Source organism: Lysinibacillus fusiformis, assembly GCF_002845985.1.
Taxonomy (GTDB): Bacteria; Bacillota; Bacilli; order Bacillales_A; family Planococcaceae; genus Lysinibacillus; species Lysinibacillus fusiformis_D.
Genome location: NZ_PDFK01000002.1, coordinates 87259 through 112560 on the forward strand (window position 1 = coordinate 87259; position 25302 = coordinate 112560).

The 25302-nt window shown below is 38.0% G+C and carries 24 protein-coding genes; 11 read left to right on the plus strand and 13 right to left on the minus strand.

The window, feature by feature from the left end; all coding sequences use genetic code 11:
* Positions 1–153: 153 nt before the first annotated feature.
* The gene (locus CRI88_RS06480) at positions 154–513 is read left to right on the plus strand and encodes a hypothetical protein (protein ID WP_036120408.1); all 360 of its coding nucleotides are present in this window, start codon (positions 154–156) and stop codon (positions 511–513) included.
* Positions 514–579: 66 nt separating this feature from the next.
* Here the strand turns inward: CRI88_RS06480 and CRI88_RS06485 are convergent, their stop codons facing one another.
* Genes CRI88_RS06485 through CRI88_RS06495 form a run of 3 tightly spaced genes read right to left on the minus strand, consistent with a single transcriptional unit; the run spans position 580 to position 2629 of the window.
* Entirely contained in the window at positions 580–1008 is a 429-nt protein-coding gene (locus CRI88_RS06485; RefSeq protein ID WP_036120410.1) for a Fur family transcriptional regulator, read from the minus strand.
* A complete protein-coding gene (locus tag CRI88_RS06490; RefSeq protein ID WP_036120412.1) occupies positions 1005–1868 on the minus strand; it encodes a metal ABC transporter permease in 864 nt (287 codons plus the stop codon). The genes CRI88_RS06485 and CRI88_RS06490 overlap by 4 nt, the downstream gene beginning before the upstream one ends.
* 14 nt (positions 1869–1882) lie before the next feature.
* Positions 1883–2629 (minus strand): metal ABC transporter ATP-binding protein, encoded by a 747-nt coding sequence (locus tag CRI88_RS06495; RefSeq protein ID WP_036120413.1) that lies wholly within the window; start codon positions 2627–2629, stop codon positions 1883–1885.
* A gap of 167 nt (positions 2630–2796) precedes the next feature.
* On the opposite strand from CRI88_RS06495, the gene CRI88_RS06500 reads away from it, so the two are divergent.
* Positions 2797–3033: an endonuclease IV gene (locus CRI88_RS06500; protein ID WP_036120418.1), complete on the plus strand. Its 237-nt coding sequence runs from the start codon at positions 2797–2799 to the stop codon at positions 3031–3033.
* Between the two features lie 65 nt (positions 3034–3098).
* Here CRI88_RS06500 and CRI88_RS06505 read toward each other — a convergent pair whose 3' ends face one another.
* Positions 3099–3992, minus strand: coding sequence for a deoxyribonuclease IV (locus tag CRI88_RS06505; protein ID WP_036120421.1), 894 nt, complete (start codon positions 3990–3992; stop codon positions 3099–3101).
* A gap of 12 nt (positions 3993–4004) precedes the next feature.
* Complete coding sequence (locus CRI88_RS06510) at positions 4005–5306, minus strand: DEAD/DEAH box helicase (protein ID WP_036120423.1); 1302 nt, start codon at positions 5304–5306, stop codon at positions 4005–4007.
* Positions 5307–5599: 293 nt separating this feature from the next.
* Here CRI88_RS06510 and CRI88_RS06515 point away from each other — a divergent pair, with 293 nt between their 5' ends.
* Complete coding sequence (locus CRI88_RS06515; RefSeq protein WP_036120426.1) at positions 5600–6655, plus strand: 2,3-butanediol dehydrogenase; 1056 nt, start codon at positions 5600–5602, stop codon at positions 6653–6655.
* A 39-nt stretch (positions 6656–6694) separates the two neighbouring features.
* Here CRI88_RS06515 and kdpC read toward each other — a convergent pair whose 3' ends face one another.
* Genes kdpC through kdpA form a run of 3 tightly spaced genes read right to left on the minus strand, consistent with a single transcriptional unit; the run spans position 6695 to position 11125 of the window.
* Positions 6695–7339: a K(+)-transporting ATPase subunit C gene (kdpC, locus tag CRI88_RS06520; protein WP_058844120.1), complete on the minus strand. Its 645-nt coding sequence runs from the start codon at positions 7337–7339 to the stop codon at positions 6695–6697.
* A 12-nt stretch (positions 7340–7351) separates the two neighbouring features.
* Positions 7352–9415: a potassium-transporting ATPase subunit KdpB gene (kdpB, locus tag CRI88_RS06525; RefSeq protein WP_058844119.1), complete on the minus strand. Its 2064-nt coding sequence runs from the start codon at positions 9413–9415 to the stop codon at positions 7352–7354.
* A gap of 15 nt (positions 9416–9430) precedes the next feature.
* The gene (kdpA, locus tag CRI88_RS06530; protein WP_058844118.1) at positions 9431–11125 is read right to left on the minus strand and encodes a potassium-transporting ATPase subunit KdpA; all 1695 of its coding nucleotides are present in this window, start codon (positions 11123–11125) and stop codon (positions 9431–9433) included.
* 368 nt (positions 11126–11493) lie between these two features.
* Here kdpA and CRI88_RS06535 point away from each other — a divergent pair, with 368 nt between their 5' ends.
* From CRI88_RS06535 to CRI88_RS06550, 4 genes are all read left to right on the plus strand, one after another.
* Entirely contained in the window at positions 11494–14181 is a 2688-nt protein-coding gene (locus CRI88_RS06535; protein ID WP_101966493.1) for a sensor histidine kinase, read from the plus strand.
* Positions 14182–14190: 9 nt separating this feature from the next.
* On the plus strand, positions 14191–14895 hold the full coding sequence (locus tag CRI88_RS06540) for a response regulator (protein WP_036120442.1): 705 nt from the start codon (positions 14191–14193) through the stop codon (positions 14893–14895).
* 153 nt (positions 14896–15048) lie between these two features.
* A complete protein-coding gene (gene vrrA, locus CRI88_RS06545) occupies positions 15049–15543 on the plus strand; it encodes a VrrA/YqfQ family protein (RefSeq protein ID WP_036120445.1) in 495 nt (164 codons plus the stop codon).
* A gap of 73 nt (positions 15544–15616) precedes the next feature.
* Positions 15617–16585, plus strand: coding sequence for a 4-hydroxy-3-methylbut-2-enyl diphosphate reductase (locus CRI88_RS06550; RefSeq protein WP_036120448.1), 969 nt, complete (start codon positions 15617–15619; stop codon positions 16583–16585).
* Between the two features lie 48 nt (positions 16586–16633).
* On the opposite strand, the gene CRI88_RS06555 is transcribed toward CRI88_RS06550, so the two are convergent.
* Both CRI88_RS06555 and CRI88_RS06560 read right to left on the minus strand, forming a co-directional pair.
* Positions 16634–17335 carry a response regulator gene (locus tag CRI88_RS06555; RefSeq protein WP_036120451.1) on the minus strand — a complete coding sequence of 234 codons (702 nt, stop codon included), beginning with the start codon at positions 17333–17335 and terminating at the stop codon, positions 16634–16636.
* An 18-nt stretch (positions 17336–17353) separates the two neighbouring features.
* Positions 17354–18934 carry an ATP-binding protein gene (locus tag CRI88_RS06560; RefSeq protein ID WP_036120476.1) on the minus strand — a complete coding sequence of 527 codons (1581 nt, stop codon included), beginning with the start codon at positions 18932–18934 and terminating at the stop codon, positions 17354–17356.
* Positions 18935–19046: 112 nt separating this feature from the next.
* Here CRI88_RS06560 and CRI88_RS06565 point away from each other — a divergent pair, with 112 nt between their 5' ends.
* From CRI88_RS06565 to CRI88_RS06575, 3 genes are all read left to right on the plus strand, one after another.
* Positions 19047–20096: a TRAP transporter substrate-binding protein gene (locus CRI88_RS06565; RefSeq protein ID WP_036120455.1), complete on the plus strand. Its 1050-nt coding sequence runs from the start codon at positions 19047–19049 to the stop codon at positions 20094–20096.
* A gap of 265 nt (positions 20097–20361) precedes the next feature.
* Positions 20362–21621, plus strand: coding sequence for a dicarboxylate/amino acid:cation symporter (locus CRI88_RS06570; RefSeq protein WP_036120458.1), 1260 nt, complete (start codon positions 20362–20364; stop codon positions 21619–21621).
* 163 nt (positions 21622–21784) lie between these two features.
* Positions 21785–22321: a tubby C-terminal domain-like protein gene (locus tag CRI88_RS06575; protein WP_036120461.1), complete on the plus strand. Its 537-nt coding sequence runs from the start codon at positions 21785–21787 to the stop codon at positions 22319–22321.
* Between the two features lie 56 nt (positions 22322–22377).
* Here the strand turns inward: CRI88_RS06575 and CRI88_RS06580 are convergent, their stop codons facing one another.
* Positions 22378–23004 (minus strand): hypothetical protein, encoded by a 627-nt coding sequence (locus CRI88_RS06580; RefSeq protein ID WP_058844115.1) that lies wholly within the window; start codon positions 23002–23004, stop codon positions 22378–22380.
* A 232-nt stretch (positions 23005–23236) separates the two neighbouring features.
* Here CRI88_RS06580 and CRI88_RS06585 point away from each other — a divergent pair, with 232 nt between their 5' ends.
* Entirely contained in the window at positions 23237–23416 is a 180-nt protein-coding gene (locus CRI88_RS06585) for a hypothetical protein (protein ID WP_036120467.1), read from the plus strand.
* A gap of 184 nt (positions 23417–23600) precedes the next feature.
* On the opposite strand, the gene CRI88_RS06590 is transcribed toward CRI88_RS06585, so the two are convergent.
* Both CRI88_RS06590 and CRI88_RS06595 read right to left on the minus strand, forming a co-directional pair.
* Positions 23601–24926, minus strand: coding sequence for a purine-cytosine permease family protein (locus CRI88_RS06590; RefSeq protein ID WP_058844114.1), 1326 nt, complete (start codon positions 24924–24926; stop codon positions 23601–23603).
* A gap of 58 nt (positions 24927–24984) precedes the next feature.
* Entirely contained in the window at positions 24985–25302 is a 318-nt protein-coding gene (locus CRI88_RS06595) for a cupin domain-containing protein (protein ID WP_036125397.1), read from the minus strand.

Below are 25302 nucleotides of genomic sequence, written 5' to 3' on the forward strand. Positions count from 1 at the left end.
GCTTAGGGCTTTACACAATGCAAAAGATTTTGAGAAAAATATAGATTTTTAAGCTGCCTATCGGACATATCGCCAGCCTCTAGTTATGCACCAAACATAGATTATTAGTGTAAGGGTTACCCTTACGAAACTAGAGGAAGGGAGGTCTAGACGATGGAAGATAAACGATATACGACACAGATGAACTGGCAAGGCTGTAAATGTCCTAAAAAGGTTGAAAAATGCTGTCAACGTAAAGTTGAGAAATGTCCTTGTCAAAAAGAGGAAAAATGTACACCAAGAATGAGCAGCAACTGTAGAAGTTGTATTTGTCAACAATTAAGAAAATTAGAGCTTGCTACTACACTAGATATCTTCTTATCTGGAGGTATTAGCTTCTTAGGTGTGACTTTCATTTCTTTCGATCCACGAACTTGCTGTGCATACTTCCTTGAGCCAGGTGCAGCACCTGCTTCTCCTTTAATTGTAGATTGTAATAAAATTGTTGCGATCCGTAGAGTAGCAGTAGCTTAATAAGTTAAGAGGGTAGCCCTATATAGGTACTACCCTCTTTCTACATAGAAAAAACGCTGTCGTCTTTTAATTTGACAGCGTTTCATGCTTACAATCTGGACATTTGCCATATATTTCGAACTTATGATTTTCAATTTCATAGTCAGGCAATTTTTCTCCTAGCATTTCCATTGGGCAAAGATTCAGCTCTTTGACGTTGCCACAGTCCATACAGATGAAATGATGGTGATGATGGGCAGATTCACAGTGCATACGGAAGTTACGTTCTCCTGATAGCTCCGTTTCTTCTAAAATCCCCAGCTTCACAAAAGTAGCAAGGTTGCGATAAATAGTATCAAAACTCATTCCTGGAAAATCTTTTTTTAAAACGTCCAATAAATCGCGGGCCGTCAGATATTTATCTGTTGCAGCAAACATATCTAATAGTAACTCCCGTTTATCTGTTTTTTTATAGCCATTTTCTTTTAATATTTCCCACGCTCTTGAAACATTCATTGCGCTACCTCCCCCTGCTTTGCAGCCATTTTAAACGCTACTTTCTTTCCTAGGATTACCAGTAACAAAATCAAAATCGAAGTGACAACAATCGTACCACCCGGCGCTAAATCCATATAAAAGGCACTAATTAGACCAATTAAGACAGCCGTTTCTCCAAAGAGGATAGCATAGATGATCGTTTGCTTAAAGCCTTTTGCCAAGCGCATTGCAGCTGCAACAGGTAACGTCATTAATGATGACACAAGTAAAATCCCTACTATGCGCATACTTGCTGCAATGACAAGTGCTGTCACAATCATAAATAAAAGATGAACCCAACGTGCCGGCAGTCCACTAGCTTTTGCATATTCCTCATCGAAAGATAAAACAAATAATTCTTTAAAAAATAAAAACAAAAAGACAATGACAACAGCTGCAATTCCGATTACAACCCATAAGTCTTGGCGTGACACTGCAGATACCGAGCCAAATAAATAGCTCATTAAATCTGTGCTAAAGCCACTAGCCAGCGAGATGAAGATGGCACTTATGCCGATACCACCTGACATAATGATGGGAATGGCCAACTCCTCATAGTGTTTATACAAACGTCTTAGACGCTCAATTAAAATAGAGCCACTAACAGAGGCTAGTATTCCTAGATAAATAGGATTGAGCATGGCTAAGGCTGTTACAGACTGGCTGATATATAAGCTCCCCGCAATTCCTGCAAGTGTTACATGTGACAAAGCGTCCGCAATTAAGGATAACCTTCGTACAACAATAAACACACCTAATAATGGAGCAAGAATGCCAATTAATAATCCAGAGAAAAAGGCATTTTGTAAAAATTCATAGTTTAAAATTGCTTCAATCATGGTGCCTACTCCTTCTAATGAATCTTTCTCACGGAATGACCATACCAAGCGTCTAGCGCATCCTGGGAGATATTATCAAAGTCATTTTTATAGCCGTGGAAGTGAATGGTTTGATTTAAACATGCCACATGGCTAATGCGATTCGATACCGTATCGACATCGTGTGTGACAAGAATCATGGTAATTCCTTGTTCCCGATTCAATTTCGCCAGCATATCATAAAATGACTGCACATTCTCATGATCAATGCCGACAGTTGGCTCATCTAAAATGAGTAGTTTTGGATCACTAACTAAAGCTCTTGCAATAAAGACGCGTTGTTGTTGTCCACCAGATAGCTCGCCAATGTTACGATGCATAAAAGCATCCATGCCAACTGCTTTTAAAGCTGCTTGAACTTTCCCTTTAGCATCTCGCCCTGGTCTTTTAAAGAGCCCTATTTTTTTCGTTAATCCACTTTTCACGACCTCTTGCACAGTTGCTGGGAATCCGGAATTAAAGGCATTAGATTTTTGAGAAACATAGCCAATCCATTCACGATGCTTGAAGGTTGCACTTGGTTCACCAAATAATTTTATTTCTCCAGACAAAGGCTTTAATAAACCTAAAATGATTTTTAATAGCGTTGATTTCCCAGAACCATTCGGACCGAGAAGTGCTAAAAAATCACCCTCTTCTACACGAAAAGAGATGTTTTTTAAAACGTGTGTATAGTCATATTGAAATGACACATTTTCAATATCAATAAGTGTTGTTTTCATGCATGATCGCTTCTTTCTAATTCAAAATCATTACGATTTACAAATTGTAAGTATAAAGGAAAGTGCAGTTTTTGTAAAGAAAAGAAGACAGATGCTTTTTCGAATGGGCTGATTGCGCGTGTGTACATGATGTCATGAAAATAAAACGCGATAAAGGAGGATTGACTTTGAGTATTCAATTTTTACAGCAATTGTCACAAAGCACAGATAAGGAAATTGTCGCGATTGCTCGTGAAGAAGGCTTTAACATTACGACTTCGGAAGTCAAAAAACTTCGACCTTATTTGGAGCAATTCTCATTTTCTTGGCTTTTTTTAGGCATTCCAAAGGACATTCTAGTAGAAGTTGAGGCGGTTTTAGGAAGAAAGCGCTCTCGTCAACTCATCGCATTGTTTACAAAGTAAAAAGAAGCCCGAAATCAGTGTACTATACTGATTTCGGGCTTCTTTATCTTGCTCCATATCGGGTATTAGCCTTTTAACGCTTCAATATGCTCAGGCTTAAATGTACCACTTCGTAGCATTTCAATTTCAACTTTATACGGAGCTACCTTAGATTTTCCATCACTATTTAGCGGCACAAATGGTGTTTCTAAAATTTTAGGAACATTCATCAATTGCGGATGGTGCACCACATAGTTTAGGGCATCAAAGCCAATATGACCAAAGCCAATATTTTCGTGACGGTCTTTACCAGCACCTCGCACATTTTTTGAATCATTAATATGCAAGACTTTAATGCGATCCACACCGATAATTTTATCAAATTCGTTTAATACACCATCAAAATCTTCCACAATATTATAGCCAGCATCATGTGTATGACAAGTATCAAAGCAGACAGAAAGACGTTCGTTATGAGTGACGCCATCTATAATTTTCGCAAGCTCTTCAAAGGAGCGTCCACATTCTGTCCCTTTCCCTGCCATTGTTTCTAAAGCAATTTGAACGGGATAGTCTTGTGTTAATACCTCATTTAAGCCTTCAATAATTTTCGCAATCCCAGCGTCAGCACCAGCACCGACGTGAGCACCAGGATGCAAAACAATTTGCGTTGCTTCCAGTGCCGCTGTACGTTCAATTTCAGATTGTAGAAAATCAACCCCAAGGCGGAATGTTTCTGGTTTTTCTGTGTTGCCGATATTAATAATATAAGGTGCATGCACAACAATATTCGTCATGCCGTGCTCTTTCATATGCAGGAGACCATTCATAATGTTTAAATCCGCAATGGCTTTACGACGCGTATTTTGCGGAGCTCCTGTATAAATCATAAATGTATTAGCACCGTAAGATAGTGCCTCTTTACTAGAGCCAAGCAGCATTTCTTTCCCACTCATCGAAACATGTGAGCCAAGTAACATGTAAAAGCCCCCTTATTTTTTACCTCGTGCTTTTAAGCGACGTTCACGTTTTTTTATTTTTTCCATTTCCCATTTCATATTACGTTTATAGCCAGGTTTAACTTTTTTAGGCTTACGCACTAACGCTTTCGCTTTCACATCGATTTCATTCTCTTGCTTCACGCGATTTTTACGTGCGTGACGTTCTTTTAACTCAGACCATTCGCCATCTTTTACGTCTTTTTGCACAAATGGAATGCCCATTTTTTCGACACGAACTACTGCATCCTCATCAGACGGTTCAAATAAAGTAATGGCTGTTCCTTTATTGCCTGCACGTGCTGTACGTCCAACTCGGTGAATGAAGAATTCCAAGTCCTCTGGAATTTCATAGTTAATAACATGAGAAATTCCTTGAATATCAATACCACGTGCCGCTAAATCAGTAGCAACAATGTATTGATAGTCGAGTTCACGAATTTGCTTCATCATCTTTTTACGATCACGTGGACTTAAATCACCATGAATTTGGCCACAACGGATGCCATGCTCATTTAAATAACCAGCAACATGCTCTGCCGTTTTACGTGTGTTAGTAAAAATAACGGCTAAAAACGGATTGATACCTTCAATGACTTCTAATAAACGTTTGTTACGAGATTTTGAGCGCACTGGCACAAGTACAAAATCGATACCTTCTGCCACTGGTCGTTTATCATTCATATGGATGTGCACTGGAGCTTCCATATATTTCTTTAAAAATGGCTGAAGTTTTTCTGGAATCGTTGCAGAAAAAACATACATTTCAAGCTTTTCTGGCATCTGTGAAGCAAATCCATCAATCTCTTCTATGAAGCCCATATCGAAAGCTAAATCTGCTTCATCGACAACTAACATTGGTGCCGTATGCACAAATAACGCTTGTGCTGAAACAAGATCACGAATACGTCCAGGTGTTCCAACAACAATTTGAGGTTGTGTTTTTAATTTATCAATGGAGCGTTGTTTGTCCGTACCCCCAATAAATAGTTTCGCTTGAATAGCAGTTCCTTCTATTAATTGATTTAAAGCATCAAAAATTTGCTGTGCCAGCTCTCGTGTAGGGGAAGTAATAACGGCCTGTACTTCCTGTTTTTCTGCATCAATACGTTGAACAATTGGAATTAAAAAACTATGTGTTTTCCCTGTTCCCGTATGTGCCTGTCCAATGGCACTCTTCCCTTTTAATAAAAGTGGAATAATTTCTTTTTGAATTGGTGTCGGTTCTGTAAAGCCAAGTTTTGCAATGGCGTCCTGCAAAAATGGCTGAAAATTATAATCAGTATATTTTGACATCATTCGTTCCTCCTAACATCTTTTTCATTGTACCATGATTCGAACTTTAAGGTATATTTACGTCCTATTTCTTACAAGCATAAACATAATTTTAGTGTTTTATAATCACCGTAACAAAGCCCTTATCAAAGGTACTTGAAATACGCAGAATATGCAATCAAAAAAGCGCTGTAACAATGTTCGAAAACGCTAGTAATATGTAATTTTTATGTCAATTTATAGTGAACTAATGATTAGCATATTTCCCACATGTTATGATGGTGCTGTAAGATATTATAGGAGGTTGATAGATTATGAAAGCAGCAAGATGGTATAAAGCAAAAGACATCCGTGTAGAAAACATTGAAGAACCAGTCATCACACCTGGAAAAGTAAAGATTAAAGTACATTGGACAGGCATTTGTGGTAGTGATTTACATGAATACGCAGCTGGGCCAATCTTTATTCCAGTGGAGCAACCTCACTATGTAAGTAAAGATATCGCACCAATTGTTATGGGACATGAATTCTCAGGAGAAGTCGTAGAAATTGGCGATGGTGTAACATCCGTTAAAGTGGGAGATCCTGTCGTTGTTGAACCGATCCTTGCATGTGGTGAATGTGCAGCGTGTAAAAAAGGGAAATACAATATTTGTAAACACCTAGGTTTCCACGGTTTATCAGGCGGTGGCGGAGGATTCTCTGAATATACAATGGTAGATGAAAAAATGGTTCACAAAATGCCAGAAGGTCTTTCTTATGAACAAGGGGCACTTGTAGAGCCAGCAGCAGTTGCCTTACATGCAGTACGTCAAAGTAAATTGAAAGCTGGCGACAAAGCGGCTGTATTTGGAACAGGTCCAATCGGGCTTCTTGTGATCGAAGCATTACGTGCAGCAGGCGCAGCAGAAATATATGCTGTAGAGCTTTCAGCAGAGCGTGCCGCAAAAGCTTTAGAACTTGGTGCAACAGCCGTAATTAACCCTAAAGACGAAGATGCAGTAGCTCGTCTACATGAATTAACAAACGGCGGCGTAGACGTTGCCTTTGAAGTAACAGGTGTTCCAGTGGTATTACAACAAGCCATTGATTCCACAACTTTTGAAGGCGAAACAATCATCGTATCTATTTGGGAGTCTACTGCATCTATTCAACCAAACAATCTTGTTCTATCAGAGCGTTCAGTCAAAGGAATTATCGCGTACCGTGATATTTTCCCAGCAGTAATGGAGCTCATGACACAAGGTTACTTCCCTGCGGACAAGCTTGTCACAAAACGCATTGCACTTGATGAAGTGGTGACAGAGGGTTTCGAGGCATTAATGAAAGAGCGAAATCATATTAAAATCCTTGTAAATTCACAAGCTTAATATAGAGAGACAGGTAGAGAGGCTTCCTCTACCTGTTTTTTAATCTTTAACTTTATCCATTTTCCCCTTAATTTCCAGATTCGCCATAAGGAAGTTCACCTTATTTTCTCCAAATACTCCTAATGTACGTTTTTGTATATTTGCCTCTATAATTTTATTAATTTCTTCCTTTGAAAGCCCACTTGCTTGGGCAATTCGGTCCACTTGTATTTGTGCCGCCTTCACACTAATATGTGGGTCTAATCCTGAACCTGAGGCAGTCATTAAATCAGAAGGTATATCTTGTCGTTGTACGGATGGATTTGCAAGTAAAAACTTCTCGATATCTGCCTCTATCCGTTTCTTCAATTCTGGATTCGTTGATGCATAGTTAAATGTACCTGAGCTAACACCACTGTAGCTCACTTCGCCATTGTCATCTGGTAGCATATCCTCTTTCGTATAAATATTATAGTTAACAGATGAAACACGCCCCCAGAAATATTCTGGAGCAGTAAAATTTTGACCGATTAATTCAGAACCAACCGCTTGACCGTCCATTTCGATTAAACTGCCATTTGCTTGTTGATGAAACACCCCTTGGGCTAAAGCTGTCACGGCAAACGGGTATATTAAACCACATATAATGAACATGGCGATTGTTATAAGTAATGCCTGCTTAGAACTATCAAAAATTTTTCGCATATAGCTTCCTCCCTATAATCCAACTATACGAAATAATGGTCCTACTAGTAGATCAATGATTTTAATGCCAATAAACGGTGCTATTATTCCGCCAACACCGTACACAAGCAAATTTTTATTCAATAATTTCGCGGCACTCATTGGCTTATACTTAACGCCTCTCATGGCGATTGGAATAAGCAATGGAATAATGATCGCATTAAAAATTAAGGCAGAAATAATGGCACTAGTAGGTGAATTGAGATTCATAATATTTAATGCTTTCATCTCAGGTACAGCAACCATTAGCATAGCTGGAATAATAGCAAAATATTTTGCGATATCGTTTGCAATACTAAATGTAGTTAAAGCACCGCGAGTCATTAGCAACTGCTTGCCAATTTCGACAACTTCAATAATTTTAGTTGGATTTGAATCTAAATCAACCATATTCGCAGCTTCCTTTGCTGCATTGGTTCCTGAATTCATGGCAAGCCCTACATTCGCCTGTGCCAGTGCTGGCGCATCATTCGTACCATCACCCGTCATCGCTACAACTTTACCTTGTGCCTGCTCGTCTTTAATCACTTGGATTTTATCTTCTGGCTTACTTTCTGCAATAAAGCTATCTACGCCCGCTTCCTTTGCGATTGCTGCTGCAGTAAGTGGATTATCACCCGTACACATAATCGTTTTAATGCCCATTGCACGAAGTTGTTCAAAGCGTTCCTTCAGTCCAGCCTTGACGACATCCTTTAAATAAATGACCCCTAAAATTTTATCGTTTAACGCTACTAACAGTGGTGTCCCACCAACAGAAGACACTTGTTGAACCAATTGATCCAAATTGCTAGGAATGCTATGACCTGCTTTCATACATTCTTTTTTTATCGTATCAGTGGCTCCCTTTCGAACTTTAGTGCCATCTAGTGTATCTAAACCACTCATTCGTGTCTGTGCGGTAAATGGAATATGCTCACTTGACTTAATCATGTTTTCTTCACTGTCCGTATTTACCCCTAATTGGGTGGCCAATGATAAAATAGATTTCCCCTCTGGTGTATCGTCTGTTAGAGAACTTAGCCATGCAGCTCGAATTAAATCCTTAGTTTCCACCCCTTTTACTGGTAAAAACTCAGCTGCCATGCGATTTCCATACGTGATCGTTCCTGTTTTATCTAGGATTAATGTATCTACATCTCCACATGCCTCTACCGCTCTACCAGACATCGCAATAACATTAAATTGTGTTACTCTATCCATTCCTGCAATTCCGATCGCCGACAATAATCCACCAATTGTTGTCGGAATTAGACAAACTGTCAGGGCAATTAATGTAGCGATAGAAATCGGCACATTTAAATAAGTTGTCATTGGGTAGAGTGACACCACAACTAATAGAAAAATAATCGTTAAACTTACAAGAAGTGTGTTAAGTGCTATTTCATTTGGTGTTTTCTTGCGACTAGCTCCTTCAATAAGCGTTATCATTTTATCTAGAAATGATTCACCAGACATGGAAGTAATTTCGATTATCAACCAATCACTTGTCACCGTCGTCCCGCCCGTAACTGACGAAAAATCTCCGCCCCGTTCTTTCACTACAGGAGCAGATTCACCTGTAATTGCGGATTCATCTACAGTAGCAATTCCGTCAATGACCTCCCCGTCATTGGGAATGATCTCTCCAGCTTGAACTAACGCCATATCGCCTTTTTTTAATTCATGTGCCAGTTTAAAAATTTCAGAACCATCATTTAGCAAAACACGTGCCTGTGTCACTGTCTTTGTTTTTTTTAATGTTTGGACCTGTGCTTTCCCTCTTCCTTCTGCAATCGACTCTGCAAAATTGGCAAATAGAATCGTAACAAATAGAATAATAGCTACAATACCATTATATAATCGTGCATGTTCTCCACTCTCATTACCAAACAAATTTGGAAAAAGAACTAATAGTAACACGAACAAAAATCCTACCTCCACAACAAACATAACAGGATTCTTCAGCATATATATGAGGCTAAATTTCTTAAAAGCATCTATTAATGCTCTTTTTAGTATGACGCCAGTCATAAAACTTTTTCTTGCTGTTTCCATATGTGTCTCTCCTCATTAAGAATAAAGTTGTAAGTGCTCTGTAATTGGACCAAGTGCTAAAGCTGGTAAAAATGTCAGCGCACCAATCATCAAAACGACAGCCACAAGTAAAAAAGTAAAAGTTGTCGTATCCGTTTTTAATGTCCCTACTGAATCGCTATGCCTTACTTTATTAGCAAGTAAAGAAGCGATAGCTAATTGAATAATTATAGTTACATAACGACCAAAGAACATAGCAAAACCTGTTGTTATATTCCAAAAGGTTGAATTATCCGCTAAACCTTCGAAGCCAGAGCCATTGTTGGCAGAGGCAGAGGCAAATTCATATAGAACTTGTGATAATCCATGTGCCCCTGGATTCGTTATTCCAGCTATTCCAGATGGTGTTGCAACCGCAAGTGCTGAAAAGAGCAAAATAATAGCAGGATGAATTAGAATACAAAGAGCAATTAATTTCATTTCTTTTTCTTCGATTTTTTTACCTAAAAATTGTGGAGATCGACCAATCATTAGACAGGCAATGAAAATGGTCAGCAGGACATACATCATCATGTTCATCAGGCCAACTCCTTTGCCTCCGAACACAACATTGAGCATCATATTAAACATAGGTACTAGACCACCAAGTGGCGTTAAAGTATCATGCATATTGTTAATAGACCCTGTAGTAAATGCAGTCGTTACAGTCGTAAATAATGCCGATTGTGCTACCCCAAAGCGTATTTCTTTTCCTTCCATACTCCCAAGCTCCTGTGTAATGCCGAGTTCACTAATGAATGGATTACCAGCCTTCTCTGCAATGTACACAGTCACTAATCCTACGAGGAACAATATACTCATTGCCGTAAAAATAGCTAACCCCTGTTTTCCAAAAATAGTTTTCTCTTTTCTGTAGGCAACCATCAGACTAAAAGCGACGACACATGCCCCTGGTAATAACATCATAGATAACATCTCTACTATATTTGAAAGAACGGTCGGATTTTCAAAAGGTGTGGTTGAATTGGCTCCGTTAAAACCACCACCATTTGTCCCTATATGTTTAATAGATTCAAGAGAAGCAATAGGTCCAAGTGCAATATCTTGCAATTTACCCTCTATTGTTTGTACTGTTTGATTGCCATTGAAGGTTTGGGGTGATCCTTGAGATACTAAAATAAGAGCCACAACAATGGAAAAAGGCATTAAAATACGAGTAATAACACGAACAAAATCGACAAAAAAATTCCCTATCGTATCTGTTTTAGCTACTAATCTACGACAGAAAGCCATACAAGCGGCATAACCTGTAGCTGCTGATGTAAACATCATAAAAGTAATGACTAGCATCTGTGATAGATAGCTGAGTCCAGATTCACCACTATAGTGTTGAAGATTTGTATTCGTTATAAAAGAAATAATTGTGTTAAACGAAAGAGTAGCTTCCATGTTGTCAATATTATTTGGATTTAAAAATAGTAATGCTTGAATGCGTAGTATTATATATCCCACAAACACCATCATGGCATTTGAAATAATTAATGAAAGTACATATTCTTTGCCCGTCATATCAAGTCGTTTAATGCCGCAAACTTTATAAATTGCTGCGTCGACTTTATCTAATAGAGGATCAAGCCAAGTTTTTTGTTGTAATGTTACTCGATATAAATAATGACCCGTTAAAATAACGAGCGGTAGATAGATAATGAGTACGATGGCTATTTGCCACATAGTGTGTCCCCCCAGCCTTTAATAATTTTCTGGATAAAGTAATGCATGCCCTAAATAACCAAATAGAAATACTAGTACTACTCCCATAAAAATCCACAAATTGACTTCCTCCTCGTTACTCTTCTACTAGTTTGTAGCACCATACTGTTAACGCCAAAACACAAGCAAAGCTTATGATTAGTAAGCCCAGCATAAAAAAATCCATCAATCGTAACACCTCTTCTCCTTAAGGATGCTCTCATCATACTGACTTTCAAATTAATGTAGTGTTAGGAAATCCTTTTTTCTATTAAGAAAGGATAAAGAAGCAAAATCTTTACACTTTCTTAATGGAAGTTAACGCTATAATACAAATGAGGTGAAAGAGGATGGAAGATAAACGCCCAACTCCAGAGATGTTTCTTGCGAGGCTTCAACAGGAGGAACAAACTAAAGGGAAATTAAAAATCTTTCTCGGCTATGCTGCAGGGGTAGGTAAAACTTATGCCATGTTAGATGCGGCACATCAGGCACAAAAACTCGGTAAAGATGTAGTGGTTGGCTATGTGGAGCCGCATCCTCGTCCAGAAACGTTAGCATTACTAGAAGGACTTGAGCAAATTCCTACAAAGATAATAGCCTACAAGGGAAAAATATTTCAGGAATTGGATATAGATGCCGTATTGCAGCGCCAACCAGAAATTGTCCTGATCGATGAATTGGCCCATTCTAACGTGCCAACGATGCGGCACAAGAAGCGTTTTGGAGATGTTGAAGAACTACTTGCTAAAGGGATACATGTTTTTACAACTGTAAATATTCAGCATATTGAAAGTCTTCATGATTTAGTAGAAGAAATCACTGAGATTAAAGTGCGAGAACGTATTCCTGATTATTTAATTGATCAAGCTGCACAAATAAAAGTGGTCGATATTGAACCAGACGAATTAATTCAACGTCTGCAAGATGGAAAGGTATATGTCAAGCAACAGGCAGAGAAAGCTTTACATTCTTTTTTCCGCAGACAAAATTTAGTATCACTACGGGAAATCGCATTACGACGAACAGCCGATACAATCAACTATCAACAATTAAACAGTAACGAATCTGTCAGAAATTATGTACAAATTGAAGAACACTTACTTGTAGGAATCAGTAGTTCTCCTACAAATGCAAAAGTGATTCGAACTACTGCAAGGCTTGCACAAGCCTTACATGGCAAATTTACCGCTCTCTATGTTCAAAACATGCAGGCACATGAAAGAAATCACGCCGATTCAGAACGCTTACAACAGCACATCAAACTTGTTGAACAGCTTGGCGGTCATGTTGTCATTGTTCAAGAAGATGACGTAGCCGCAGCCCTTGCCAACTATGCTCAAGTTAGTGGTGTCACTAAACTTGTCATCGGTCGAACAAGTATGAGAAAAAAATGGTGGCAGCCAAACACCAAAATTAGTGATCGCCTTAACGAATATGTGCCGAATTTATCTATACACATAGTGCCAGATCAAGAAAATGAACAATTCTACTTTCCTAGTATCAAAAATAAACTGGCATTTGAATGGCTTGATCTATTTAAAATGTTTATCGTATTTAGCGTAATATCCATAGTCGGCTTATATTTGTATTCCATTGATATTAGTGAGCCTAATATTATAACCATTTATATTCTAGGTGTTCTCATTCTTGCTATTTGGTCATCAGGATGGATAATGAGCATTATTAGCTCTATCGTTGCTGTTTTACTTTTTAATTATTTGTTTACAGAGCCACGGTTTTCATTTGATGCGTATCATCGTGACTATCCTATGACTTTTTTTATCATGTTTCTCTCTGGTGTAATTACAAGTAGTTTAACGAAAAAGATCAAGGCGCAAACTACTATAGCCATACGGAAATCTTATCGAATGGAAGTACTCCTTGAAACGAATCGGAGACTGCAACACGCAAAGTCTATCGAAGAAATTATTACGGAAGGTATGACTCAAATTGTCAAATTAGTAGAAAAACCTGTGCAATTTTTTGAAATAGACAATCAGGTAATTGGGAAATCTACTTTTTTCCGAACGGAGAAAATATCTGCAATAGAAAATCAAAAAATAGCTACACTTTTCAATAATCCAAACGAGCATGGCGTCGTGAGCTGGGTGACGAATAATAAGCATGTAGCTGGTGTATCAACAGATATATTTCCTGAAGTGAGTGCTTACTATATACCTGTTATTTCTAATAGTCATGTTAAGGGGGTTATTGGTATTGCACTGTCTAAATTATTGCCTCTACCTGCATTTGAACGCAATATTTTGCACGCCATCATTAATGATTTTTCATTCGCAATGGATAAATGGTATTTACAGAAGCTCAATGAAGAAGTAGCGCGAGAGGCTGAAATGGAGCAGATGCGAGCTAACCTGTTACGGGCCATATCCCATGACCTTCGAACACCGCTTACTGCTATTTCTGGAAATGCGGATATCTTACTGAATAATGCATCATTAATACCTGATAGTGAAAAAAACAAATTATATGAGGATATTTTTAATAATTCAAAATGGCTTGTCCAAATGGTAGAAAACTTACTAGCTGTTTCTAAGCTAGAGGATGGACAATTTGCTTTAGAAATGCAAATGGAATTAGTAGAAGATATTATTCAAGAGGCTCTTTCCCATGTTGTTCACCAAAACAATTCTCATAAAATATCCTATCAAATAGAACCAGAATTTTTATTGAGCCTAATGGATGCTAGATTGATTATACAGGTTTTCGTCAATATCATTGATAATGCATTGACTTACACCCCTCCAGGCAGTGACATTACTATCTCGGTGAAGGAATGTGATGGTTTAGTAAATTTCAGCATTTCGGATAATGGGCCAGGAATTGATGATTCCTTAAAAGGTAGCTTATTTGAGCCGTTTACGACTGGCAAGGTCCAACGCAGTGATAGTAGACGAGGACTGGGGCTAGGCTTAGCACTGTGTCAAACAATTTTAAAGTTACATGGTAGTCACATAACTGTTTCAGATAATAAACCGCAAGGAACAATTTTTAACTTTTCACTGAAAAAGGAGTAAAGAAATTTGATGAATAAACGAATTCTAGTAGTAGAAGATGATGTGGCCATTGCCAATTTAATTAAAATGACATTATCTACCCAGCATTATGAATTCGACATTGCTCAAGATGGGAACAGTGCACTTCAAAAAGCTATTACCATGAAACCAGATGTTTATATTTTAGATTTAGGACTACCGGACATGGATGGTGTAGAGCTTATTACAAAAATTAGAAGTTGGACTCAAACGCCCATTATTGTCGTCAGTGCGCGTGGGGAAGAATATGATAAAATTAACGCTTTGGATGCAGGTGCAGATGATTATGTCACGAAGCCCTTTAGTGTGGAAGAATTATTAGCAAGAATTCGTGTAGCATTGCGCAGAGCAGCCTATGAACATCCACCTGAACAGGAAAGTTCAACATTTACCAATGGTTATCTTCAAATCAATTATGTCAATCAAACAGTATTAGTGAATGGAAAAGAAATACATGTCACACCTATTGAATATAAACTTTTAGTTGTTTTATCCAAGCATGTTGGAAAGGTTCTAACCCATAATTTTATTTTAAAAGAAATCTGGCATAATGCCCTTCAATCAGATATTCCAAGTTTACGAGTTTTTATGGCAACACTTCGAAAAAAAATAGAAGCCGACCCAGCACAGCCTAAACTTATACAGACACATGTGCGAGTCGGCTATCGAATGCTTCGCTATCATGAAGATGAATAAAATAAGAAGATCGAAGCAGAAGGTTTATTTGCACTTCTGCTCTTTCATTGATGAATTCGCCTTAGAAATTATCGCACCCCACCATTAGCCTTTGCATATCATAGCTATAGTCAGGTATGTCATCAATGAAAAACAAGTAGAAAGGAGATCATTATGGTATTTCGACAACCTTATCCATACCCTATGTATCCGGGTGGCATGAGAATGCCCATGCCCATGCCAACACCTTCACAGATGTCGCCACAGTCCTTTTTTCCGCCTGGAGGCTTCCCTGTTCCACCACGAATTCCAGGCGGCTTTCCAATGGCTAATGGAATAGGTTCCTTTGGAGGGCAAATGCCGATGCCACCTGTGCAAGAAGCTTCGAAAGTCGGTTCGTTTTTACAGCAAGCCAACAGTTTATTCAATACGGCTAAAACCTATACCCCTTATATCCAACAAGCCATGCCGATGGTGAAAAATATTCCATCTCTTTTAAAATTGTACAAAGGATTCCAAGGACTTCCTTCCGCTGGAGCTGGCGCTGAAGCAGCAGGTAGTGATAGTAAGGCCGCTACTGGAAGTAGACGATCATCTAGGCAAAGTGCATCATTTACGCCAGCTGAACCACTTCCATCCAAACCACGTATTTTCCAACCACCTATGTAAATGAACGTTTCTTTGTATTCACCGTCCCTGTCCGTTATAATGTAGATAGGTAAGCTTGAAAGGAGTCACAACCATGCAAGTATTGAAAATTAATCCACGTGGCTATTGCTACGGTGTTGTCGATGCGATGGTGATCGCACGTAATGCCGCACTTGATAAAACATTACCAAGACCTATCTACATCTTAGGGATGATTGTGCATAATAAACATGTCACAGACGCGTTTGAAGAGGATGGTATCATCACGTTAGATGGTGAAAACCGCCAAGAAATTATTGAGCAAGTTGAAACAGGTACGGTCATTTTCACAGCACACGGTGTTTCACCAGAAATTCGTGAAATTGCGAAGCGAAAAGGCTTAGTGTCCATTGATGCTACATGTCCTGATGTAACAGTTACTCACGATTTAATTCGCGAAAAATCTGCAGAAGGCTATGATATTATTTACATTGGTAAAAAAGGACATCCCGAGCCAGAGGGTGCCATTGGCGTTGCTCCGGATCATGTCCACTTAGTGCAGTCCTCTATTGATATTGATGCGTTACAATTAACGAACGATAAATTACTTGTCACAAATCAAACGACAATGAGTCAATGGGATGTCGCCCATCTAATGGATAGTTTAAAAGAAAAGTTCCCACATATAGAGGTACACAAAGAGATTTGTTTAGCTACACAGGTTCGTCAAGAAGCTGTTGCTCAGCAAGCAGGAGAAGCGGATTTACTAATTGTTGTAGGTGATCCTAAATCAAATAACTCCAACCGTTTAACACAAGTCTCTGTAGAAATTGCAGGAACACCATCCTATCGAATTGCTGACGTTTCAGAGCTAAAAGTAGAATGGTTAAAAGGCATTAACATTGTAGCTGTCACAGCAGGTGCTTCTACGCCAACACCGATTGTAAAAGAGGTTATTTCCTTCCTTGATCAATTTGATGAAAATGACCCTTCTACACACGAGATTAAGCGTACGGTAACATTAAATAAAATCCTGCCGAAAATTAAAACACCAACACCTGTTGATAAAATTTTGCCTTATTAATTAACAGCTAAAAAATCCTGGTTGCCATGATGACAATCAGGATTTTCTCTATTTACTAAAATAATAGTTGATAGGGCGACCAATGCCTCCATAATGGACATCCATTGTAATTTCCTCTTGCTTCTCTAAATAATCCAAATATCTTCTGGCCGTTACACGGGCAATTCCTATTCCACTTGCTACCTCTTCAGCCGATGCACCATCTACCGATTGTAAAAAGTGCACCACCTTTTCGAGTGTTGTACGATTAAAACCTTTTGGAAGATTTTTCTCTGATTGTAGTGTATGTGATAGCTCTATGTTATTTTTTTCATCACGATAATGAAATAACTGATCCAATTCTCCCTGTGTAAGCTCTCGTTCTATTTGTGTTTGCTTCTTAAAGCGTAAATAATTGTCAAGTGTCCCTTTGACTCGTTCAAATGAAAATGGCTTCATAATATAATCAAAGACACCTAGATGCAGTACCTGTTTCACCGTCTCCATATCATTCGCAGCCGTTACAGTGATGACATCCACTGGTAAATCCAGCTCGCGTATTTTGCGTAAACTCGTAATACCATCTTGCTCGGGCATAAAAATATCCATAAAGACTAAATCAGGCTGATGATGACGAATTTGTGTAATGCCCTCTAAGCCATTAGATGCCTGTCCAATCACTTGAAAATGTTCTACCTTTTCAATAAATTGACGATTTACCTCTCGCACCATTGGATCATCCTCAATTAATAATACTTTGATTTGTGCCACTGTCTGCCCTCCATCCAATTATGAATAATAAAAGGTGATTAAAAAACTTGTCCCTTTGTTGGGTTCACTGATGACTTCAATATCACCCTGTCCTTTTTCAACGATTTCTTTTATTAGGAACAACCCTATTCCACGGTAGTTTTTCTCTTTTGTAGAATAACCATTGTCAAATATGTGCTGTTTGACCTCTTCCGTCATGCCAACACCGTTATCCGTTACTAAAATCGCAAGGACATCCTCATCTTCATCTACTGAAACATGAATCACTTTCTCCTCAACCTGTACATCTTTTAATGCATCAAATGCATTCTCGATTAAATTACCAAATAGAATAACGAAATCATGATGATCCAAATTAGGTGGGAAGGATGTTAATCGACTTTCACGATCAATCTCTAGTCGAATTCCTTGTTCTTTAGCATAAGAAATTTTACTAAGCAATAGCCCAGAAATATTTTCATTTTTTATACGTTCATTTAAAAAATTCGTGATTTCATCATGTTCTTCCTTCACTTGCGTTATATAAGTGAGTGCCTGTTCATGATGACCGAGCTGTAAAAGACCTGCTATCGTATGCAGTTTATTTTTATGCTCATGCGTTTGTACGCGCAGAGCTTGGACAAAAGCTCGAACGCCCGTTAGTTCTTCTGCAAGCTTTTTCACTTCCGTACGGTCTTTAAACATGGCTACTGCCCCGACGGTTTCCCCATTAACCTGTATCGGAATTCGGTTACTCATAATACTGTGATTATTAATATATAGCTCACGATTAAATAATGGCTGATCTAGCTCTAAAATTTCTGGAAGTCGTGTATCAGGCAGGACATGAAAGATTTTCTGACCAATTAGTACAGAGGGTTTTTCATGAACACCTAATATATCACAAGCTTTTTCATTAAAAATTGTGATGGTCAAATCATTGTCGATGGCAATGATGCCTTCATGCATGGCATTAAATGTTTCTGTACGCTCCACATACATTTTGGCAATTTCATGAGGCTCTAATCCAAACATTTGCTTCTTCATATGAAGCCCTAAAGTTCGTGCACCCCATACACTAAAGATTAAAGATAATAGAACAGTAATCATCAGCTCTGTTTCCATTGATTGTAGTAATTCCACTACTGTAAGTACACTGAACCCCACTACCGTAACACCGATTTGTTGACCTTCTTGATTCATAATCGGTACAAATGCACGCACCATATCACCATGCTCTCCACGAGCGATCGACGTATAATAATGCTCAGAAAACGCAGCGTTTAAATCACCCGATTGCGATATTCGACCAAGTTCCTGGCTATTGGGGTGAGAATATTTTCGACGTTCCATATCAAGAACAACAATATACTTTGCTCCATTGATATCACGAATTTCTTCTACTACAGGGTTAATATGTTGAATGGCCTCGAGGTGATTTTCGCTAGCAATATACGTTTTTATTTCAGGAAGCTGTGAGACGGTTTTGGCCACTAGTAGTGCTTGATCACTTAGTTTTGTTTTCTGTTCATTCATTACAAACCCTAATAAGAAAGTACCACCAATACTAAAGGAAAGCATCAGAATAAAAAACGTCAGTGACATGATTTTTCTCTGCATCGATAACTTTTGAAATTTCAAGATGACCGCCTCCCTCCTACTATATTTTAGCGTACTCCATATGTTAGAATAACAAAAACATCAGAAAATACGAATAAATTGGGTGTATTCAATGAAAAAATTTATTATAGGAACGATGATTACTGTCTTTGCTTTAATCGTTACCATTAGTATTCAGCAAGGATTACTCTTTGCCAAGCCACTTCCCTATGATGATGAGCAAAATGGGTTAGACACACAAATAACGATTCATTTGAGTCATGTAGTTGCTGAGAATACGCCTAAAGGACAAGCGGCCAATAAATTTGCTGAGCTAGTAGAAGAAAAAACAAATGGGAAAGTTAAAGTACATGTCTACTCAAATTCTTCTTTATTCAATGATGAAAATGAGTTCCAGGCTTTACAAAAGGGAGACGTAGAAATGATTATTCCTACTTTTTCGAAGATGACCGCTTATGTTCCTAATTGGCAGGTATTGGATTTACCTTATTTATTTAAGACAGATGATGAAGTCAAGGAGGTTCTGACGGGTTCTATAGGTGAACAATTAGTCAACGAACTAGAGCCGTTTCATATTAAGGGACTTGGCTTTTGGTACAATGGCTTTAAGCATTTAACCTCTTCTGATCATCCTATCCATACATTTAAGGATTTACAGGGCTTACGTGTGCGAACGATGCCTAGTAAAACATTGGAAAAGCAATTTGAAGTGGTCAAAGCAACGCCTATGCCCATTTCCTTTAGCGAGGTTTTTACAGATTTAGAGAAGCATGCGATTGACGCGCAGGAAAATACAGCATCGAATATTTACTCAAAAGGTTTTTACAAAGTACAGAAACATATGACCATCACCCAGCATGGTATTTTGGGCTATGCTGTGTTAATGAACGAAACCTTTTGGAATTCCTTGCCTGTAAAAATTCAACACCAATTGTTGGATGCCATGAAAGAAACAACAGATTGGCAATTTGAACAGGCTGCACTGATGAATGAAAAAGATATGCAGAAGCTTAAACAGCAAGATGACTTTGATGTTTATACAATGAGTCCACTAGAAAGACAGCGCTTTAAAGAGCAGCTTGCGCCTGTCTACGATTTTTATAAAGCCCATATTCAAAATGATCGCATCTTAACAGAGATTGAAAAAATCGTTGCGCCTTAATACTTTTGTTCATTAATGAAAGATCCTTACTAACCGTAAGGATTTTTTCTTTTGTATTATAATAGATTAGATAATCTCAAATCTACTATAAAACAGCCTGAAACCCCTGTTATTACTAGCTTTATCTCTCCCCTCCCTAAAAAATGAACAAAATGAACAATACAAACATTACGGTCATAAACACTATTGTCGGAAAATTTCAGCTATGATAACCACATGAAAGCGTTCACACAATATTCATAGATGTTGTAGGGGGAGAACTATTATGCGGATAAATTTTAAAAACTTAACAGTACAAGTGTTGATTGCCATTGTACTAGGGATCATTGTCGGGGCAACATTCCCTGAGTTCGGGGCAAAGCTAAAAATATTAGCGGACATCTTTATTAAACTAATTAAAATGTTAATAGCACCGATTATTTTCTTAACAGTCGTCATCGGTATTGGTAGTATGGGGGATGTCAAAAAGGTTGGGAAAATTGGTGGGAAGGCTTTAATTTATTTTGAAATTGTCTCAACATTTGCACTTGCGATTGGCTTAATTGTTGTCAATATTGTTCAACCAGGAAAAGGCTTTAATACAGATGCTGCCAGCGGTGCTGATGTTTCACAATATACAGATGCGGCGGCTGCAGAACATGGCTTAGGTGCTTTTATCATGCAAATTATCCCTGAAAATGTGGTAGGTGCATTAGCGAATGGTGAATTATTACCTGTCTTATTCTCAGCTGTTTTATTTGGACTAGCTGCAGCAGCGATTGGAGAACCAGCAAAACCTGTTATTAAATTTTTTGAACAAGTAGCAGATATTTTCTTTAAAATTGTTAACATGGTAATGAAAATTTCTCCTATTGGTGCGTTCGGTGCCATGAGTTATACAATCGGAAACTTCGGACTTAAATCACTTGGAAATTTAGGATTTTTAATGTTATCCGTCTATACTACAATGTTTATTTTTATTGTTGTGATTATCGGATTAATTACACGCTACTTCGGCTTTAGTATTTTTAAATTTATTAAATACATTAAAGATGAAATTTTTATCGTTATTGGGACATCTTCATCTGAATCTGCACTACCTTCCATGATGCGTAAACTTGAAAACTATGGTTGTTCTAAGCAAGTAGTAGGGCTCGTTATCCCAACTGGTTACTCGTTTAATTTAGATGGCACTTCCATTTATTTATCAATGGCTGCTATCTTTATTGCACAGGCATATGGGGTGGATTTAGATGTTTGGCATCAAATTACGTTACTAGCCATCTTAATGCTTACCTCTAAAGGAGCAGCTGGTGTAACAGGCTCTGGCTTTATTACACTTGCCGCAACATTGGCAGCCTTTCCTATGATTCCAGTAGAAGGAATTGCCCTATTAATTGGCGTAGATCGCTTTATGTCAGAGGCACGTGCAGTGACAAATCTAATTGGAAACGGCGTGGCAACAGTGGTCGTGTCAAAAATGGAAAAAGAATTTGATACGGAGCAAGAAAAACGTGCTCTTGCAGGACATACTTCAATGCCATAACAACAAAAAGGCTACTGAAAGCGAAATATTCGCCATTTCAGCAGCCTCTTTGTTTGGAAATAAAGTGATTATGTTACATTGCTCGGCTTGTTCTTTAGTAAGTAAATTTTCTTGAAACCTCCTCGACTGCTTACTCGTATAGATAATGACTGGAGGTTTCTTTATGGCAACATTTACACTTACCTATCCAAAAGCTTTTAAAAGCTTTACGGATATCCCAATCGTGAATGAACACAACGAAACAATATGTATGCTTCAAAAAGTAGATCGTTCCTCTACTGGTAAAATACTGAATGCCGTCCTGCTAGTAGCGGCTCAGCAAACATTACCGTATCGTTATGAAACGCGAACTACGTCAGGAGCACCACTTTTTCAAGTACAATCTACCCTATTAGCAAAAGGGGTCAGCCATCAAATTAGGATGCCTGATGGTAGCTCGATACCGATTCAGCGAAAAACAGTCCAATTATTAGAATCCTCTTATGCATTCAAAATGGACGATTTACATTTTCGATTTGAAAAGGATTTTACCTCTACAGCTTATTTATATTGCAATGATGAAAAGATTGCCAGTGCAAATCCTATTGAAAACGAACTAGTACGAACAGGCATACTATTTAAGCTTTTCCAAACAGACGATATGCACTTCGTTGCACTCCTAGCAACCCTTTATCAAGCACTCTTTGCATTCACTACATAGCCATGACAAAGGCATCGAGCGTTATTTCTCGATGCCTTTGTCATGACTTAAGATAGCTAATTTAGTTTTTCCCGCTGTGTATTTAATATGTTAATGACATAGGACTGATTTGGTGATGCATTTGTTTGTAAAATCTTTTTAATGGCTTGTTCCATCCTCATAGCTAACTGTAAATCTTCATGAGTGGCACTCTTTATCGTTGTTTGAATCGTAATGGTTGTTCGATTTTCAATGACTAAATATTCGTATACATCAAAAGTCTCTAAGCCTTTGATTAAATCTTCCATCAACAGGTTAATATCAGCCCCCAGCATTTTGTTGTCATCAAGCAATGAAGTAAACTCCCATCTTTCAAAAACAATCGAATAGTCCTTTAATGCGGAGGTTTTAATCACATTTTTTGCAATGGATTCCATATCTTTTTTGACGGACTGGAAATAGTCTTCTTCGCCTACAACCTGGATCACCAATTCCTTTTCTGCAGTCGTTTTGACATCAATGCCAACATACTTTTCAAGAAGCTTATCCTTCAATCTAGATAGGCTCAACTCTTCATTCGTAATAAGCGGTTGTCCCTCTTTTGTTGTTTCTGATTTATTATCTATTTTTATTTTATCAAACAGGATCAATAGAGATATGATGACGACTAACAATCCTATAACAAGCCCAAACCGTTTGACCATTGAATCCCTCCTGTTACGAAGGTATGACCCCATTCAAAACAATATTCACTGTTTTCATGGTCCTGTTCTATCAAATTTATCTCATCGAATAGCTTGTCATTGGATTGCTTATTTTTACCCACATATTCCGGGACACGAAATAAATTTGCTTGTTTTTGTCCATTCTGTGTTACGCTTTTCAAAAAGGAGTACACTAAAGGGGTAGTAATTCTATCATTTTGGAGGGTTTTATATGGGGACAAAAGCAGCGGAAATTAAAAATATGCTAACATTGAATCTACTTATACAAATTTTAGAGGAACGTGGCATTATGACTGATAAAGAATTAAAGGAACGCCTCACAAATACAGTAAAACTATCTTCTATGGAGAATGATTTAAAAGAAAAAGTCATTGAAGAAATCAAACATTAATGGTAGCTGTCTCAACCAAAGGGCCACTTTCATGTTGATCGTATTACTGAAAGTGGCCGTTCTATTAATTTGAAACTCATAGGAAAAATCTCTACTCCTGTTACGATTTCCATTGTAAAGTTGCATTTTATTTTAATATGGAACTACCTTCAAAAATGATCCTCCAGTATCCTTTGATTAATCCCTAATCCGATAGATTATTTCCTGTAAATTGATCAGGGGCCACTTGTTTCTTTACTTTCATTGCGATTAAATAAACAACGATCGAAACAAATAAAGATAGTACTGCAGGTAAACCCATTGGATTTACATATTGGAAATAGTACCCAATCATAACAGCTGTAACGACAGCAATCGTAGCCATCCAATTCCATCCTTTTATTTCAACCCATTGTCTTTTACGGATTAAAAAGAAGTCAGCAAACATAACACCTGCTATTGCTGGATAGAGCAAAGCCGTTAAATACAGGAAGTCTGTAAAGTAATCTAGAATGCCCATTAACGCAATGATTATGGCAATTATGGTACCAATAAATGTGAGTAATGCACGTCCCTTACCTGATGTCACATTTAAAACATTAGCTAACGCTAATCCCATACTGTAATTGTTAACCAATTGAGATGTCCAAGTAGCTAACCATAAGATGAGAAAGCCCCAAACTGGAAAACCTAAATTCATCATAACATTCACGATATCAGGATCTCCCACACCCACAGACATGATGGCTCCTACAATAAATAGAGGGAATCCAATTAAAACTATCCCACTTGGAATAATAAAATTGTCTTTCCAAGTCGGCTTTGCGTAACGAGTGTAGTCAGAAGCAATTACCCATTGTGACACATTGACACCAATTACAAGGCTAATAGCTGCCATTATGGTCATCGATGGTTCAGGACTCCAAGATGCAATTGTCTGCCAGCCCGTATTTTTTAATGCTAAATAAATACCACCAACAATTAACAATAAACCCGATGGGACAGCTAAATAATCTGTCCACTTCATTGAACCATAGCCAATAATTGAAGGTGCAGCAAAAAGAAGACCTGCCACTGTCGTGACTATTGCCCAAGCTAACCAGTCATGTTTATAGTCAATCCCAAACATAGCAGCAATAGCATTTCCAGCAACAGCCGTTTGTAATGCCCACCAGCCAAGTGAAACAATAAATATTGTCAATCCAACTATTAACTTAGCTTGAACCGTTCCAAAGCTTGTTTTGGCAATAACTGAAGAAGGTAGCCCTGTTTTTGCACCGATATATCCTTGTAATGCATTACCAAGCCATTGAAAAACAAATAAAGCAATGATCAATATTAAAAAAATCTTACCTAATCCGAAACTAGCTGATAAACTTGCTCCTACCATTAAAACAGGAATGGTAAATTCAAGCCCACCAAATATCATTGTTGGTGTAATCCAATGTTGACGATCATTCTCTGGTATTGGCGTTAATGCAGGATCTTTCCCAAGCATAGATGTTTTTTCTGTGTTGACTTCATTTTTCATTTTACTTAACCCCCTTACTGTTTGTGTTTATTCGTAGCTTGTTTTCTATTATTTCTCTTTATCTTATATCCAATAGCGCATAGACAAGTTCAACCACTTCATCACTATCATTTTTACACCAATGAGGTTCTCCAGCAGGAATATAGGAAGCTTCTCCTTGTGAAATTCGGTAATTTTCTCCACCGGATTCTCCAGTTAAAGTACCTTTTACAATAAAGGAGTACTCATTTTCTAAATGAGAAGTTGTCCCTTCTAATGGTAACCGCTCCCCTGGTTTTATTTGGACAAAGCCAAACTTTATTTGGCTATCGTTGTATTTGTCTTGAAATAGGTTCTGTTGAACAATATCTTTCTGTGATACTTCTTTAATAATCAT